The sequence below is a fragment of the Calorimonas adulescens genome (assembly GCF_008274215.1).
Lineage (GTDB): Bacteria > Bacillota > Thermoanaerobacteria > Thermoanaerobacterales > UBA4877 > Calorimonas > Calorimonas adulescens.
The window spans coordinates 124,247-137,788 of sequence record NZ_VTPS01000005.1; the positions used below are offsets into that span (position 1 = coordinate 124,247).

Consider the following 13,542-nt stretch of genomic DNA (forward strand, 5'->3'; position numbering starts at 1 on the left):
GATGTTGTAAAGTGCTAATAAAGATATTGAAAAAGTTAGCCGGTGGTGGAATATACTCGAACAGATTAATGACAACTGAATTAGGGGTGGATAAAAGACTGGTAGAACAAATGATAAACCAATTGCAACAGCCTGAATACATAGAAAGAGACAGCATTGGAAACTGTTCCTCACATTGCAGCTGCTGCACATCAAAGAAACGTTGTTGCAGTAATAATGACTTTATTGATTTGAACATATGGAGGATTACCGATAAAGGTGAAAAAGCTATGTCACAATAGTACCTGTGTCTTTGTCCCAGTTCCTTATTTCATAGTTTGCTACATTCCATAGTTTCGATTAAATTGAAGAGGATTCCCGCCAGATTATCCTAAAAAGTTTAACGAGTTTTCATTGAGAAAATTGTTTCTCATTCTGTGCTTTTTATATTATTTCTACACAAGCCACGAAATCCCTTCTTTTCACGTTATGGTATGGACATCAATGCCCTATTTACACTGTCATAAAATGCAAAAATAACAGGCAAGTTGTAAAATAAAATGTCTTACAGTATTTTATTTTACAACTTGCCTATCATTAATTAATGATTTTTACCACACCGTCTTTTCTGGGTGAACGTTGTATCGGTTCTGCCGCCTTGTATCCAAACACAGCGGCAGCATATGGAATGTATTCGTCAGGTACTCCCCACTCTTTCTTTAATGCTTTCCCCTCCTCAGAGGTAAACAAGTCTTTAACTACCGCATGCACCCAGTTTGACCCTATTCCTAAAGATGTAGCAGCAATCATCATATTGCCCATAGCAAGCGTACAATCATAGATTGTTGTAAACATATCATCCTGGCCGAAAACAACAATAAGTGTTGGCGCTGTTTCAAGAGGATTAGGTCTCTTTTGCCCTGGTGGAGGAGCAGGCATGTTTTTGGGTCTATTTCTTTGTAAAATTTCATTTATCTTCAATAGCACATCTTTGTTTTGTATTACGACAAAAAGCCAAGGCTGCCTGTTCATACCAGATGGAGCATACCTACCCGCCAAAAGAATCATTTCCAATTCTTCAGCTTTTATTTGCTCGGGCTTATATTCTTTTATGCTCCTTCTGCTCAAGATTGATTTGATTGTTTCATTCATAAATTCTATACCTCCTATCCTATCTAAATATTGGAATACTTAATGACTTGATGAGCATTATTTTGCAGTTGTCGTATTGACGTAAATCCATCTATGCCGCATCTTCAAATAGGGCTACAGCATGTTCAATGACCATTTTTACTACATTGTCTAGTCCTTTCTGGTCTTTAAAGCCCCTTCGGCGCAGCAATCTCTTGACTGTTGCCCGAATAGAAGCTTTGATGTTTTCTTTAATCGTCCAATCTACCTGCCCTTCAGTTTTACTCTTTATTATCCTCACCAGCTCCCTGGCAATTTTTTTTGCTTCTTCATCATTTAAAATCACCTCTTTTCCCTGACTAACAGTTTTTAAGTATTAATACTATGAATATCACAAATGGCAACACCTTTAAATATTGATGTTTGCTCGCTGGCAAAATAAGAAACAGTAAAATAGCAGCAAAAAAAGCCAAAGCCCGAAACTCTTTTGCGCTCATGCAAAGTATTCCTTTCTTCTAGACAAAATATAAACGATCCTTATTATCACTTTTACTTTATTATATCATACAAAAAAGTAAACTTTAATATTTATAATCATTATTATATTAAATTCTATGTATAAAAAGATCTTTATCTCATTTATACTTTAGCCTTAGCTATCATTAATTTTATCCCGCATCCATATGAAACAGAGTGCATCATTGAGGGTTGTAGGTAAATAAAAGAGTTAAGATTGTCCACAAGGCAAGGAACTCTTATTAGATCTGTATTGACAATATGGATAATATATGTAATAATACTTGAAAAGTGAGTATGCTTAAGCACTTTTGTGAGCAGCATAGGGATTGTAATATCCTACACGAACGGTTATAATATAACCCTTCGGAGTCACTTTTATCAGTGATTCTGGAGGGTTTTGCATTTATAGGGGTGATGTTGATGATTAGATTACTTACACAGTCTGACAAACAAATAATTTTAGAATATCTCGAGAGAAATGAGATTGAGACCTCATTTTTATACGCTAACATCATTGGATTTGGTATTGAGAATAGAAAAGGCATAAGAAGATGCGCAGATTACTACGGCTTTTTTGACGGTGAAGTATTAAAAGGTATCTTGCCATTTTATAATCTGGGTAGTTGCACACCCCATTACGAGGTTGATGATGCTGTGCCTTTGTTTGCAGAACTTATGAAAAAGAGAAATTTCGAGTTCTTGTTGGGCATGTATAAAATCATAAGGCCTTTATACGTAGAGATTAAAGCATATAAAGAAATTCAGGCGTATGATGAAAGTTCATATTTCATAAACAAGAATTTTAAACCTTTTATACTGGATGGAGTAAACTTTATAAATGCAAATAAAGTAAATAGTGATGAAGTAGTCAACTTTATTGTAGATGCCAATGCAAAAGGATTTAATCAAATTGTTGCCAAGGAAGATATCAGAAAGTCTCTAACCCTAAGGGGAGAAGAAGAGGAGTTTATTATTGCAGAAAAGGATGGTAAACTGGTCGCCCAAGCATGTGTGCAGACATATACTCCTCAAATAAATCAGATTGGCGGCGTTTATACGGCTGAAGATGAGAAAAATAAAGGGTATTGTAAAGCAATTGTCTCTGAACTATGCAGAAGAATTATTGCCAGGGGCAAGATCCCCACTCTTTCGGCCAAAAAGAAAAATATACCTGCTGTCAAGGCCTATACTGCCATAGGATTTGAACCTTATGACGACTACTTAATTATCCGGTGCAATCGAAATTCGTAATAAAATGTAATTGTCAGCTTACTTTTCAGTTAAATCTAATGACCTGGCAAATCTAACACCCATATCATAGGCCTTTTGGCAATCTTTAGGAAACTCTTCTTCACGCCTTTTTGCCTTTTCTCTCTCGTTAAATGCTGTAGCAACATACTTGGAATAATCATCAAACTGGTAAGTATCAGTAACAAATAACGATTCTGATGCCCCGAAAATTCTTTTCATTGCCGCCTCTATGTTTTTAAGGTTCTGATCATACTTTAACTCCTTCATGGATCTTTCATTGGCATTCATTGTATAAATAAAACCTGTTAATATCTTCCTTTTAAACAACGTAGATCTTTCCTTGTCATATACTAAGTATTGAAACATAAGCCGCTCAAGAAAGGATTTCATCTGCCCTGTCACCGATCCAAAATAAATGGGAGAGCCCAATATAATAGCATCAGCCTGTTCAATCTTCTCAAAAATCGGTCTTAGATCATCATTTACAGCACACTTTCCATAGCTTTTACCACCTATCAGTTTACATGAAAAACAACTTATGCACCCCTGGTAATGAAGGTCATAGAGATGTATAAGTTCCGTTTCTGCGCCCTGCGAGGCTGCTCCTTCTAAAGCCTTATTTAAAAGAATTGCTGTATTCCACTTTTTCCTCGGACTCCCATTAAAAGCCATTACTCTCACAGATATAACCTCCTTTTCACCTCGCGTAAAATCTACATGGGATTTTCTGGGAGGTAATAAGATTCTCCCGTAAGGCAGCACTAAATTCCCTATAATTTTCCACTTATTCCTTTGCTGTTTACTTTACTATTAACTTAATTTAATCCTTATTACAATCATTACCTTCAATGTTCTACTTTATCTATTATCCATTCACAATTTCTTTCCCCACCTCAAAAGCTCTTTCCAGCACATCTTTTCTATTATTTACTGCACCAACGTGATTGAGGTTGTTAGCACCAACTATGGCTTTTACATCCATACCAAGCGCACCTTTAAAAAACATCGCTAAGTTTTCCATAACCTTTTGGCCATCTGTGCCACCACCTTGGGAGTATACAAGCACACATTTTTTGCCAGCTGGAAATCTACATCCTTCCCCAACCTTCATCAGGGCATATAGCCTATCTAAAAAGAGTTTTGTCTGTGCTGTAACATAACTCATGTAAATTGGAGAACCAACAACCACTGCATCTGCAGAATGTAATGTATCATATATCTTTTGCATATCGTCTTGTTGTCTGCATCTGCCGTTTTCCTGGCAAAAATTGCACCCTTGACATCCATGAATATTCAGCTCGTTCACTTTAAATATTTCTACTTCAGCGCCTGCTTCTTTTGCACCGCTCAATACTTTTTCAACCAAAACTTCTGTATTCCCACCCTTGCGTGGACTACCCACAATGCCAATCACCTTCATTTTGAAATTCCTCCTTTGTGGTGATGATTACAAATAATATATTATCTCATGTTAGTATATAATTGCAAGTAGATACTTTTATGTGTTATACTATATTTTAGGTAACTAAAATCAAATTTGAGGGGATATTTGATGAGTAGTAATCAAGACAATTTGACATTGTGTCCAGTTGAAATCACACTTACACTAATCGGCGGCAAATGGAAGATTCTTATACTTAGAGATCTTATGCAGGGAACAAAAAGATTTAACCAGCTTCTAAAATCCATTAATGGCATTAATCAGAAGGTATTGACACAACAGCTTCGATCAATGGAAAAAGACGGTCTTATTATAAGAAAGGTTTACCCAGAAGTTCCTCCAAAAGTTGAATACACACTTACAGAGCTTGGGCTTAGCCTGAAACCTATTCTTGATGCAATGTATGAGTGGGGAGAAAAATACAAAAAAATTAAGGGGTAAAATGTGATTTATGGCACCGTAATACTTCCCTGCTTTTTTCTTAATTTCAACATCATATACATATTGAGGAATGATTATTTGCTTAAATAAATACTCTAAAATATCCAATCTATCAACCTTGGCTAAATTGATTAAAATGTCAGTATCGGAAATTGCCCCTATATAGCGCATTTTAATAATCCTCTTCTTGGGGATATTCATATCCGAAATCATCAGGTGTTAACCCAACGAATTCAAAACTGCTTTTCATATTCTCATATGAAATATTCCCTCTCTCGTAATTGTTTTTCACAAACTCAATATACTCTTTAGAAATACATGTTGCCTTCGAAGGAATAATTAAGTCTACGCCGTAGCCTTCCTTTTTGGTTAAAGATTGGAGTTGCTCTGTATTTTCTATAGAACAAATCTTAACAAGTTCCTCATATTTATCTATAGAACATAAGTTAAGTTGAATGAGCCTTTTTAACATTGCTTTATAACTTACTTTAAGATAATTTTGCATTATTATTACATGCCGTGGTAAAACATTGTTTTTATTTACATTAATGATTTTGTAAAAAATTTCTTTTACATAATCTTCTGGCATTAAGAATTCGGAGGCAAATATATCTGCCGTTGCTTCTTCTGCCTTGTATTTTTCTTTATCCAAAATAACCTTTTCTTTTTTTAATATATCTGGATTATATATAAGATGATACAATTCATGGGCTCCTGTAAATCTTTCATGTCCTAAAGTAAAGTTGCTGTTTAAAAATACGATGAACTGCTCCTCGAAATAAGTGCTGAACCCTGAAATCTCATTTGTTTCCATGGGTTTCCTTATTAAAAATGCAGCCTCAGAAAGAACGTCAAATATATCAGAAAGCCCTTTTTTAGCAAATCTGCCTCTTACCTCTTCTGCTAATTCCTTTACCCGCAGCCTGGTTAACTCATCAGGGAGGTTTAAATCAGCCATATCCAATATCAACACTCCTCCCATAATGGTTTTCTCTTTGTAGGTTTGAACTCTCCATTGTATATTTTCTTTTGATAAATAAATACCCTTATCATATCCTGAAGTCTTTCTACTTCATTAATTGTATTTTCCGAAAAATTTCTCTTTCTAAAAAGGGTAACTAAATCATCATCTTCATCAAAAAGGCTGTTTATATCTATGCCTAAAATATTACATAAAGCATTTAACTCTACGGCAGATATACTCCTGTTGCCATTTTCTATATCAGTGTATTTTCGACCTTTTCTTGTTTGCAAGTTGCTTCAGACAGTACACCTATGATTCACAGTGATCTAGACTTTCAATATACCTTGTAAGGTTACAGACGAAATTAAACAGCCTTAGTCCGATGGGTTCGAACCAAGGCTGTTTAAATCATTTTATTTTTTTGTTGTATACTTGACAGGGTGCAGTTCAGTTTCAGTTTAAGACAACCCTTTTTAAAGATGATATACCCCTTCGTCCGTTATACACTTTTTCCCTATAAATCCTCGGGTTGTATCGTGTAAGTAGGAGGCATTGAGGGCGTCCAGTACATATTCGGTGCGACCGGATATACAGAAAAACCACCTTTTGCAGTCTTTTCCAGATGATCGATAAGCTTGTCTTTAAACAGGTTGTATGGAGCAGCGAATACCAATTCCTGATTTTGCGTGCCTCCGAATATCCTGTCTCCTGCACAGGGAAAACCGATCACAGGCTTATTGTTGGCTAGCACAAATCCTATAGAAGAACATAATGCTGCCTCACATACAGTATCTGCTGTTACCTTTTCTCCGTTGTCATACGCACATGCGTGAACCAGTCGCATTACTTGAGCCGGGTTTACATAAAGCACCACTACATCCGGTTCTTCCTTCGCAGCATACAGCGGTTGAACATAAATCCCTTCATAATGCTTACCGCTGTCCCCCAGCTTAAAGGTGTTCGCCATAAATTTCTTTCCCGCCTCTTCATCGGCACAGTAAGGCCCTACGGCCGCTTTGCCCGATGAAATCGCTTCTGGTGTTTTGATTAAGCCCACACAAGCAGCTCCCATTGAACAAACCATCATTTCGGGAACTCCAGAATTGGTTCTCTGCTGATACCTTGCTGAAGAAACCAACTGACAGATGTTTACTTTATAGTTCATCGGCTTTCGCGGTAGCTTGTCCTTCTCTTTGTACATGGTTATGGCTACCGGGTCGGTATCCAATCGAAGGATTTCTAAAAGCTTTTCGCTAACCTCGGAACAGTTCATAAATATTCCCCCTCTCATGATTATGTTTGTTGATTTTTACCATCTAGAGACTCAACATCTTTCTTTTTAATAATACTCCTTTATATCCCGAATTTCAACAGTTCGTGAAAGATTGGTTGTGTCAAGAATTTTTAGTTTTTTAAAACCCTCACCATCACACTACCAAGTAAAACATCATAAAATATAAAGTTCACTTTTTGTAGAAAGATATCTCGTGTATATTTAAAATAATCTCTGCTCCACCCACACCTCTTAAACCCTTGATTTTCCTATATCCTAATTTCCACCATATAATAAAGTCCGCTCTAAAATCTCATATTTTTATCCCATTTATTAACACTTTTTCCTTAATTCTTGTAACAATTTTTAAAATAAAGTCGGTTCTAAAAAGGGATGTTTTGAAAGGAAAATAGGGATAAGTTTCATGGGTTAAGTTTTAAGGCATGCACATTTTTCAATCCATTTCTCAATCGCTGTATCAATATTTCAATCAATATAATAATCAATACTTCTCTCAATCCCTTTAAAATCAATAGTTTTAAGGCGTAATCAGCAAAATATTCTAATCAAACTTCTAATGAAAAATCTAATCCCCTTAACCCTTACACCTTATCCCTTCCTCCCTACCACAAAAGTAAACCCCGCAGCAAATCAGGAGATATCCTGCATCTACTGCGAGGTTTTAGAATGAACTTTATTTTTATAGAGCCAGGTTTATTATCATGGAGTCGAGTTTATTGTGTATATACAACAATTGTAACCTTAAAATAAAGTCGCTCCATCCCCTCCCTCTCAAACCCGCTATTTATCAACTTCCTATATTCTACCATTAAATAAAGTTGCTCCAAAATCCTTATACCTTACCCTCTAATTTTCCTATATATGGTATGTATTTTAGAGAATAAAGTCGTTCCAAAATTAGGGTGGAAAGGGTCATGGGATAATGGAAAAGGGTCAAGTGGATCTTATCTTTAAAATCCTCTCAACCCTTATCTTTTAAGGCTTTCAGCCTCCTATGCTTGGTCTTTTATTTATCTCTTTTTTCTTTATCTGAATCCACTTAATCCCTTTTCCTTAAACCTTTTTTGCCTTATCCTGGAAGGACTTTATTATCCTTGGAACGACTTTATTTTATGTGGAGAAAGTTTATTTGGGGGATACAACTGCTGCTAATGCCTTTGTATACCTTCCGATTACATTTTTTTAAGTACAGTTCCTATAAAATACTTGAAAGTGCCACAAAAGAGTCAGTAAGATACTGCCATCAAAAATAAAACAATTGATGAAGAGGAAGGATTTTAAAGATGAATCAGGAAATAAATATTCAGCAATTTCAAGAACAAATGGAAAAGGGTTGCTGGGTTTTAGCTGATGCTTCAAACCCAATGAAACACTACACAGCAAAAAATAATTTGGACGTTCGTCAGTACAGAACACCGCAGAAGTTTATTAAACAAAGAGAAGAAATAATTATTGTTTCAATATCAAAAGAGTTATAGGCTGGAATAAGAAAATACAATAAAGAAAATATTGAATTCAAGGAATATAATGGAATTATTGCAGTGTTGATAGAAAGTAGAACCGCAGTTTATATTGTCTCTACCTATCACCATCAAGACAAAGAGTTAGTGCAAGCCATGATAGATACTGGTTTTATTACAAAAGAAGAATACGATTATTACAGCAACCTTGAAAACCAGAGTGAATTGACATTAATAAAAACAATGGTTATTTAGTAATCCCCATGGAAGTGCCTTTCAGAATACAGCCTTTGTCTCACGGAAATCCTTTATTCCAAAACAACAAAGCCTGACAGACAAAAAATGTTAGGCTTTTTATTTAGGCTCTACTCAAACATTGTGTTAATAAAAAAACCTAAATTTTTTACTTGTAGGTTTTTGATGAATAAAAATATAAAATGGGTAAAAAAGCAAAGAAAAAAAATTACATTATTTAGGTTTTCGCTGATTGCTCCACTTGTTAATCAGAACTTTAAAGAGGCTATCGCCAAGGCATATTTACAATCCATATATGCTAAATCTTATGATGTACTTTTGAACCTATAATTATATTTATATTTTTATTGGGCTTCCATTCCAAATTCTTGATTGCTCTAAAATTTTTATAATTATCTTATAAATATACATACGTTATTCCTCCAACTAATTTTCTTCAATACTGTCATTTTCTTAAAATTACATCTATTTTTTATTAACCACATATTTGATTATCTTCATTTTTGTTTTCTGAAATCTTTCTTTCTTTTACTTTTTCATTTCTATCAACCAATTCTAATGTAAAGCACCCAAAAACTGCTCCAATTAAATATGGAAGAGTAAACCATTTTAAAATCCATTCTACTTTACCTTTAATTAGTTCTTTTGAAAGACTTATCCCCTTGTTTGCAATTTCATTACTATAAGGTTTTAAAAAATTAAATATTGGTTCTGATAAATAATCAGATATAAAAAAGCAATAACTTATAGTTGAATATAATGCTAATATTAAATACACAGCTACCTTAACTTCGCTTCTAATTTCTTTAGGAGCGATATATATTTCAAAATTAAATATCAATACAGTAAAAATTATCGTCATATATCCTATTACTGTGTCTGAAATCAATATTGGCATGTTACATATTCTTGATAAAGTATCACCTATAAGTACCCATATAAAAAGAGATATTAGTGGTAATATTAAGAAATATAGAGTATACATTACCCAATGTTTAACATATTTATTTATAAACCTTCTATACCAATAATGCATCGTTAAAAATAGCTGAACATAAAATATGTACTGAAGCAATTTACTAACATTATAAAATATATTCATCATGAACACAGAACTAAATGCTATAGCATAAAGTGCAGCACAACTCCAATCTGCCATATATTTTAAATATAGTTCTAATTTTAATTTTTCTTTATTAGATAATATTTTATATAAAATTACTAATATCAATGCTATTTGAATTAGAGCAAGAATTACTTTAACTATATTAAATATAATTAAATCTTTTTTAATAGATACAAATACTACTAAAAAATTTATTATTATAAATGCTATATAAATTCCATTAAATTGAAAATTTCTATATTTCTCTATTACCCATAATATAAAACTTTCGATTGCAGCATACACAAGTTTTAACATAAACATAATACATTTAATTAATATTTTCCCTATACATTTCATAATTTCTATCGCTTTATTCATAAATTCCTCCATAATTCCCTATTATTATGCAAATTCTCTTTTCTTTATTATAGTATTATTAACAGATAATTTCTATAAAACTTGGAAACAATATTGCTGTAACCCTAAAATAAACTCGTTCCACTCCCCATTCCTCAAACCCGCTATTTATCAACTTCCTATATTCTACCAGTAAATAAAGTTGCTCCAAAATTAGGGTGAAAATGGCTACGGGATAAGGAAAAAGGGTCAAGTGGATCTTATCTTTAAAATCCTCTCAACCCTTATCTTTTAAGGCTTTCAGCCTCCTATGCTTGGTCTTTTATTTATCTCTTTTTTCTTTATCTGAATCCACTTAATCCCTTTTCCTTAAACCTTTTTTGTCCAATCCTGGAGGGACTTTATTATCCCTGGAACGACTCTATTTTATGTGGAGAAAGTTTATTTTAAGTTTACACCCATTCTTTTAAACCATGTTTTTTCTAAAATTAAAGATATTTGCTTGCTTCTTTTACACTTAAAATATTTGCAGGTATGATATGTCAGGGATAAAGGATCGTTCCAAGTATTTTTAGGTTATTAAAGACTCCACCATAATGAATATTATAGGAAAATGTTTGGGGCCTCTTGATAGCCTTTCTGATAGTATGTGACTTACATGGCTTTCTGCACTGCAGCCTGTTATTTCATCTTGATAGTCTTTGTGTGCACATATGCCATCCCGGTTATTATTAATATATATCAGGCATTTGTTTATTGGGTCATTGGGTCCATCTGTCTTTAACTCTTCATGTTTTTGAATGAGTATTTCATTTACTTTTTCTCTGTCTTTTTTAAGTATGGCTCTCCATAGGTCTCTTTTTGATTTTTTGTCATTCTTAAGAGCCGCTGTTATGTACATATTTCACGTCCGAGTTCATTTAAAAGTTCTTTAAGTTCTGCTTCAAATTCCGGGTATGTGTACTTTCCATTAGTAAATCAAATATTTTTTGTGATACAAGACTAACTTCCACAGTCCAAAAGGATAGTGGTGGAAATTACTGGTATAAGTTACTTTTTAATTAAGTTATTTCTATGGTAAGCATAGAGCAACATTATTTTATTGATATACACGTAAAAACGTGATATATTAAAATACGTGGAGGTGTTAATATGAATAAGACGCAGAATATTACGTTATCGCTGCCCAAAGATCTATTGCAAAAAATAAAACATATAGCTATAGATAAACAGACATCTGTATCTGGTCTTTTGACTCAAGTGCTGGAAGAGATAGTAAAAAAGGAAGATTTGTACGAGAAAGCAAGATTACATCATATTAACATATTAGAAAGCGGTTTTGATTTGGGTACAGAAGGTAAAATCAGTTTGGACAGAGATGATTTGCATGAAAGATAATATAGGTTTGCAGTTTGTTGATACGAATATTTTGGTTTATGGTTACGATGTGTCTGCTGGCAAAAAACATGAAATTGCTAAGGAATTATTAAAAGAGCTGTGGGATACAAGAAGGGGGTGTCTGAGTACTCAGGTTCTCCAAGAATTCTATGTAACTATTACAAAAAAAGTAAAAAAGCCATTATCTCCTTCGCAGGCGTCACAAATTATTTCGGATCTTGGAGTCTGGAATTTGGATACGCCCGATGTTGGCGATATACTTGAGGCAATTAAAATATCTCAACGCTATATAATCTCATTTTGGGATTCTCTTATAATCTGCAGTGCAATAAATCTAGATTGTGATATAATATGGAGCGAAGATTTGAATTCAGAACAATACTTTGATAAAGTAAAAGTCATAAATCCATTTAAGACGGTTGTTTAATATATACAGGTATGTTATATACCTGTATCAGATTGAAGACAAACCCCCCAGTTAAGTCCATATAACTGTGTAAAAAAGGATTGAGCCACTCCCACCCTCTGGTTAGAATCAAAGGTGATGAACCTAAAAACCTAATCGGAGGGATGAGAAATGATATAGCCCCCTAACATACTTGGAGAAAATCAGTGTAAGTGATAATATAAATGGTAATAGATGGATGCGAAGCTTCAGAAAAAAGGGATCAGTCAAACCGTTGCCTATAAATGACAAAAAACGCATCCTTGAGATACAAAAAAGATTAGAAGACATTGCGAGAGAAAATAACACCCTAAATAAACTCCTGGAAGAAAAGGAGCTTGAACTTACAATACTAAGAGATCTGAGGGATAGGGTAAACCCTCGGTAACCGACAAAGTCGAAATAGCTAAAAATCAGTATTTCTTCATCCACGTATTATGAAAATATCTCAAGACAAAATAACGCTCAGGAGGAGAAATCGGAAACTAACGTATCTGTTGCCAACAGCAATGCTGGTGGCAGGCCAATTCCGGGATATTCCTTAACCAACAAGGGTGAGAAAATATCCGATAACCAAATAAAAGAACGGCTTTGTGAATTAGCATGCGGTGATGGCTACCCCTTTATGGAGGCTTATTCCAGCATAACAGAGTATATGGAATACTACAACCAGCGTAGAAGGCATGGGAGTATAAATTTCATAACTCCAAATAAGTTTTATGAAGCATTCATGAGTAACACTGCAAAAATTGAACCTTTTAGTGCATAATTTCCGGAGTTAGGGGGTTAGGCCGTACATCCTCTATTTTTTAGATAAAAATACTAGAATTGTTTATTTCGTCAGTTCCAACACATTGTTGTCTTTATCATACAAGATGAATTTTGACTTAGGATTCCCGCTGCCATAAGTATAGACGATACGCATGCCTTTGAAAGCAATTTCCTCCATATCTTTGCCATTGAACTCGATTCTAGTAACATCATCATCCAAAATTACGCCAAAGCATGCATACTCCTCTCCTGACTCGTATCCCGTAAAGTGTAAAATTGCTCTATAATTGACACTTGGCAAAACGTTCTCTGAATTCGGTGTGTAAACATGGCCTGCAAATCTATCAACAGTATAGTAAAACAGATTCTTATGAGTTACTGCGCAGTCCAACTCACCATATCCATTGAGATACAATGTTAAAGTTCTATTTTTATCTATTTTAATTTCATCTATGATCTCTGAAATCATGAATCTTTGACCTTCAGCTGCTTGCTCTATAGCAGCTCTTGATGTCCTGGGAAATCTATCTGAACTCAATATATATACTCCAAAACAAATAAGCACAACAACGACTGACACTATAGTGATGATGGTATTCTTCTTCATTTGTTTATCCTCCATATCAATGTGTACTGGCCCCCGATTATTTGGACTTAAACGACTAACACTCCTCGACTCACATTATTTCTTAAAATTTCTTCATAAAATTTGCTTGGCGTCATATAGC

The 13,542-nt window shown here is 34.2% G+C and carries 14 protein-coding genes and 3 pseudogenes; 6 read left to right on the plus strand and 11 right to left on the minus strand.

The genetic code is table 11. From position 1 onward, the window contains the following. Window positions 1–11: 11 nt before the first annotated feature. Window positions 12–281, plus strand: coding sequence for a transcriptional regulator (locus FWJ32_RS04925; RefSeq protein WP_149544860.1), 270 nt, complete (start codon window positions 12–14; stop codon window positions 279–281). Window positions 282–576: 295 nt separating this feature from the next. On the opposite strand, the gene FWJ32_RS04930 is transcribed toward FWJ32_RS04925, so the two are convergent. Together FWJ32_RS04930 and FWJ32_RS04935 are read right to left on the minus strand one after the other, a co-directional pair. After that, window positions 577–1,131, minus strand: a complete 555-nt coding sequence (locus FWJ32_RS04930) for a nitroreductase family protein (protein ID WP_149544861.1) — start codon at window positions 1,129–1,131, stop codon at window positions 577–579. Window positions 1,132–1,222: 91 nt separating this feature from the next. Then, window positions 1,223–1,462 (minus strand): annotated as a pseudogene (locus FWJ32_RS04935) (type I restriction enzyme endonuclease domain-containing protein); the annotation flags it as partial. A gap of 587 nt (window positions 1,463–2,049) precedes the next feature. Between FWJ32_RS04935 and FWJ32_RS04940 the strand changes: the two are divergent. Next, window positions 2,050–2,880, plus strand: coding sequence for a GNAT family N-acetyltransferase (locus FWJ32_RS04940; protein WP_162523512.1), 831 nt, complete (start codon window positions 2,050–2,052; stop codon window positions 2,878–2,880). 18 nt (window positions 2,881–2,898) lie between these two features. On the opposite strand, the gene FWJ32_RS04945 is transcribed toward FWJ32_RS04940, so the two are convergent. Both FWJ32_RS04945 and FWJ32_RS04950 read right to left on the minus strand, forming a co-directional pair. Continuing rightward, a complete protein-coding gene (locus tag FWJ32_RS04945) occupies window positions 2,899–3,552 on the minus strand; it encodes a flavodoxin family protein (RefSeq protein ID WP_238988796.1) in 654 nt (217 codons plus the stop codon). A 193-nt stretch (window positions 3,553–3,745) separates the two neighbouring features. Further along, complete coding sequence (locus FWJ32_RS04950) at window positions 3,746–4,300, minus strand: flavodoxin family protein (protein ID WP_149544864.1); 555 nt, start codon at window positions 4,298–4,300, stop codon at window positions 3,746–3,748. Between the two features lie 132 nt (window positions 4,301–4,432). Here FWJ32_RS04950 and FWJ32_RS04955 point away from each other — a divergent pair, with 132 nt between their 5' ends. Further along, complete coding sequence (locus FWJ32_RS04955) at window positions 4,433–4,762, plus strand: winged helix-turn-helix transcriptional regulator (RefSeq protein WP_149544865.1); 330 nt, start codon at window positions 4,433–4,435, stop codon at window positions 4,760–4,762. Window positions 4,763–4,807: 45 nt separating this feature from the next. Here the strand turns inward: FWJ32_RS04955 and FWJ32_RS13995 are convergent. The 4 genes and pseudogenes from FWJ32_RS13995 to FWJ32_RS04970 all read right to left on the minus strand — a co-directional run. Continuing rightward, window positions 4,808–4,975, minus strand: a pseudogene (locus tag FWJ32_RS13995) (PIN domain-containing protein); the annotation flags it as partial. Next, window positions 4,935–5,720 carry an ImmA/IrrE family metallo-endopeptidase gene (locus FWJ32_RS04960; protein WP_238988797.1) on the minus strand — a complete coding sequence of 262 codons (786 nt, stop codon included), beginning with the start codon at window positions 5,718–5,720 and terminating at the stop codon, window positions 4,935–4,937. The gene FWJ32_RS04960 and the pseudogene FWJ32_RS13995, both read right to left, overlap by 41 nt. An 8-nt stretch (window positions 5,721–5,728) precedes the next feature. Beyond that, window positions 5,729–6,016 (minus strand): helix-turn-helix domain-containing protein, encoded by a 288-nt coding sequence (locus tag FWJ32_RS04965; RefSeq protein ID WP_149544867.1) that lies wholly within the window; start codon window positions 6,014–6,016, stop codon window positions 5,729–5,731. A 224-nt stretch (window positions 6,017–6,240) separates the two neighbouring features. After that, the gene (locus FWJ32_RS04970; protein ID WP_149544868.1) at window positions 6,241–6,999 is read right to left on the minus strand and encodes a DUF169 domain-containing protein; all 759 of its coding nucleotides are present in this window, start codon (window positions 6,997–6,999) and stop codon (window positions 6,241–6,243) included. Window positions 7,000–8,303: 1,304 nt separating this feature from the next. Here FWJ32_RS04970 and FWJ32_RS04975 point away from each other — a divergent pair. Continuing rightward, complete coding sequence (locus FWJ32_RS04975) at window positions 8,304–8,498, plus strand: hypothetical protein (protein ID WP_149544869.1); 195 nt, start codon at window positions 8,304–8,306, stop codon at window positions 8,496–8,498. Between the two features lie 712 nt (window positions 8,499–9,210). Here FWJ32_RS04975 and FWJ32_RS04980 read toward each other — a convergent pair. Together FWJ32_RS04980 and FWJ32_RS04985 are read right to left on the minus strand one after the other, a co-directional pair. Then, entirely contained in the window at window positions 9,211–10,221 is a 1,011-nt protein-coding gene (locus FWJ32_RS04980) for a hypothetical protein (protein ID WP_149544870.1), read from the minus strand. A gap of 598 nt (window positions 10,222–10,819) precedes the next feature. Next, a pseudogene (locus FWJ32_RS04985) lies at window positions 10,820–11,098 on the minus strand (ISLre2-like element ISTxy1 family transposase); the annotation flags it as partial. 254 nt (window positions 11,099–11,352) lie between these two features. On the opposite strand from FWJ32_RS04985, the gene FWJ32_RS04990 reads away from it, so the two are divergent. Continuing rightward, window positions 11,353–11,598, plus strand: coding sequence for a DUF6364 family protein (locus FWJ32_RS04990; RefSeq protein ID WP_149544872.1), 246 nt, complete (start codon window positions 11,353–11,355; stop codon window positions 11,596–11,598). Next, window positions 11,588–12,025 (plus strand): PIN domain-containing protein, encoded by a 438-nt coding sequence (locus tag FWJ32_RS04995; RefSeq protein ID WP_149544873.1) that lies wholly within the window; start codon window positions 11,588–11,590, stop codon window positions 12,023–12,025. The genes FWJ32_RS04990 and FWJ32_RS04995 overlap by 11 nt, the downstream gene beginning before the upstream one ends. 850 nt (window positions 12,026–12,875) lie before the next feature. Here FWJ32_RS04995 and FWJ32_RS05005 read toward each other — a convergent pair. Next, a complete protein-coding gene (locus tag FWJ32_RS05005; protein WP_149544875.1) occupies window positions 12,876–13,421 on the minus strand; it encodes a hypothetical protein in 546 nt (181 codons plus the stop codon). Window positions 13,422–13,542: the final 121 nt, after the last annotated feature.

Bases quoted from the DNA above. Each gene is read 5' to 3' on its own strand.
- FWJ32_RS04995 (WP_149544873.1), top strand. From the start codon at position 11,588: ATGAAAGATAATATAGGTTTGCAGTTTGTTGATACGAATATTTTGGTT.
- FWJ32_RS04930 (WP_149544861.1), bottom strand. From the start codon at position 1,131: ATGAATGAAACAATCAAATCAATCTTGAGCAGAAGGAGCATAAAAGAA.
- FWJ32_RS04940 (WP_162523512.1), top strand. From the start codon at position 2,050: ATGATTAGATTACTTACACAGTCTGACAAACAAATAATTTTAGAATAT.
- FWJ32_RS04970 (WP_149544868.1), bottom strand. From the start codon at position 6,999: ATGAACTGTTCCGAGGTTAGCGAAAAGCTTTTAGAAATCCTTCGATTG.
- FWJ32_RS04955 (WP_149544865.1), top strand. From the start codon at position 4,433: ATGAGTAGTAATCAAGACAATTTGACATTGTGTCCAGTTGAAATCACA.
- FWJ32_RS04960 (WP_238988797.1), bottom strand. From the start codon at position 5,720: ATGGCTGATTTAAACCTCCCTGATGAGTTAACCAGGCTGCGGGTAAAG.
- FWJ32_RS04945 (WP_238988796.1), bottom strand. From the start codon at position 3,552: ATGGCTTTTAATGGGAGTCCGAGGAAAAAGTGGAATACAGCAATTCTT.
- FWJ32_RS04980 (WP_149544870.1), bottom strand. From the start codon at position 10,221: ATGAATAAAGCGATAGAAATTATGAAATGTATAGGGAAAATATTAATT.
- FWJ32_RS05005 (WP_149544875.1), bottom strand. From the start codon at position 13,421: ATGAAGAAGAATACCATCATCACTATAGTGTCAGTCGTTGTTGTGCTT.
- FWJ32_RS04950 (WP_149544864.1), bottom strand. From the start codon at position 4,300: ATGAAGGTGATTGGCATTGTGGGTAGTCCACGCAAGGGTGGGAATACA.
- FWJ32_RS04975 (WP_149544869.1), top strand. From the start codon at position 8,304: ATGAATCAGGAAATAAATATTCAGCAATTTCAAGAACAAATGGAAAAG.
- FWJ32_RS04990 (WP_149544872.1), top strand. From the start codon at position 11,353: ATGAATAAGACGCAGAATATTACGTTATCGCTGCCCAAAGATCTATTG.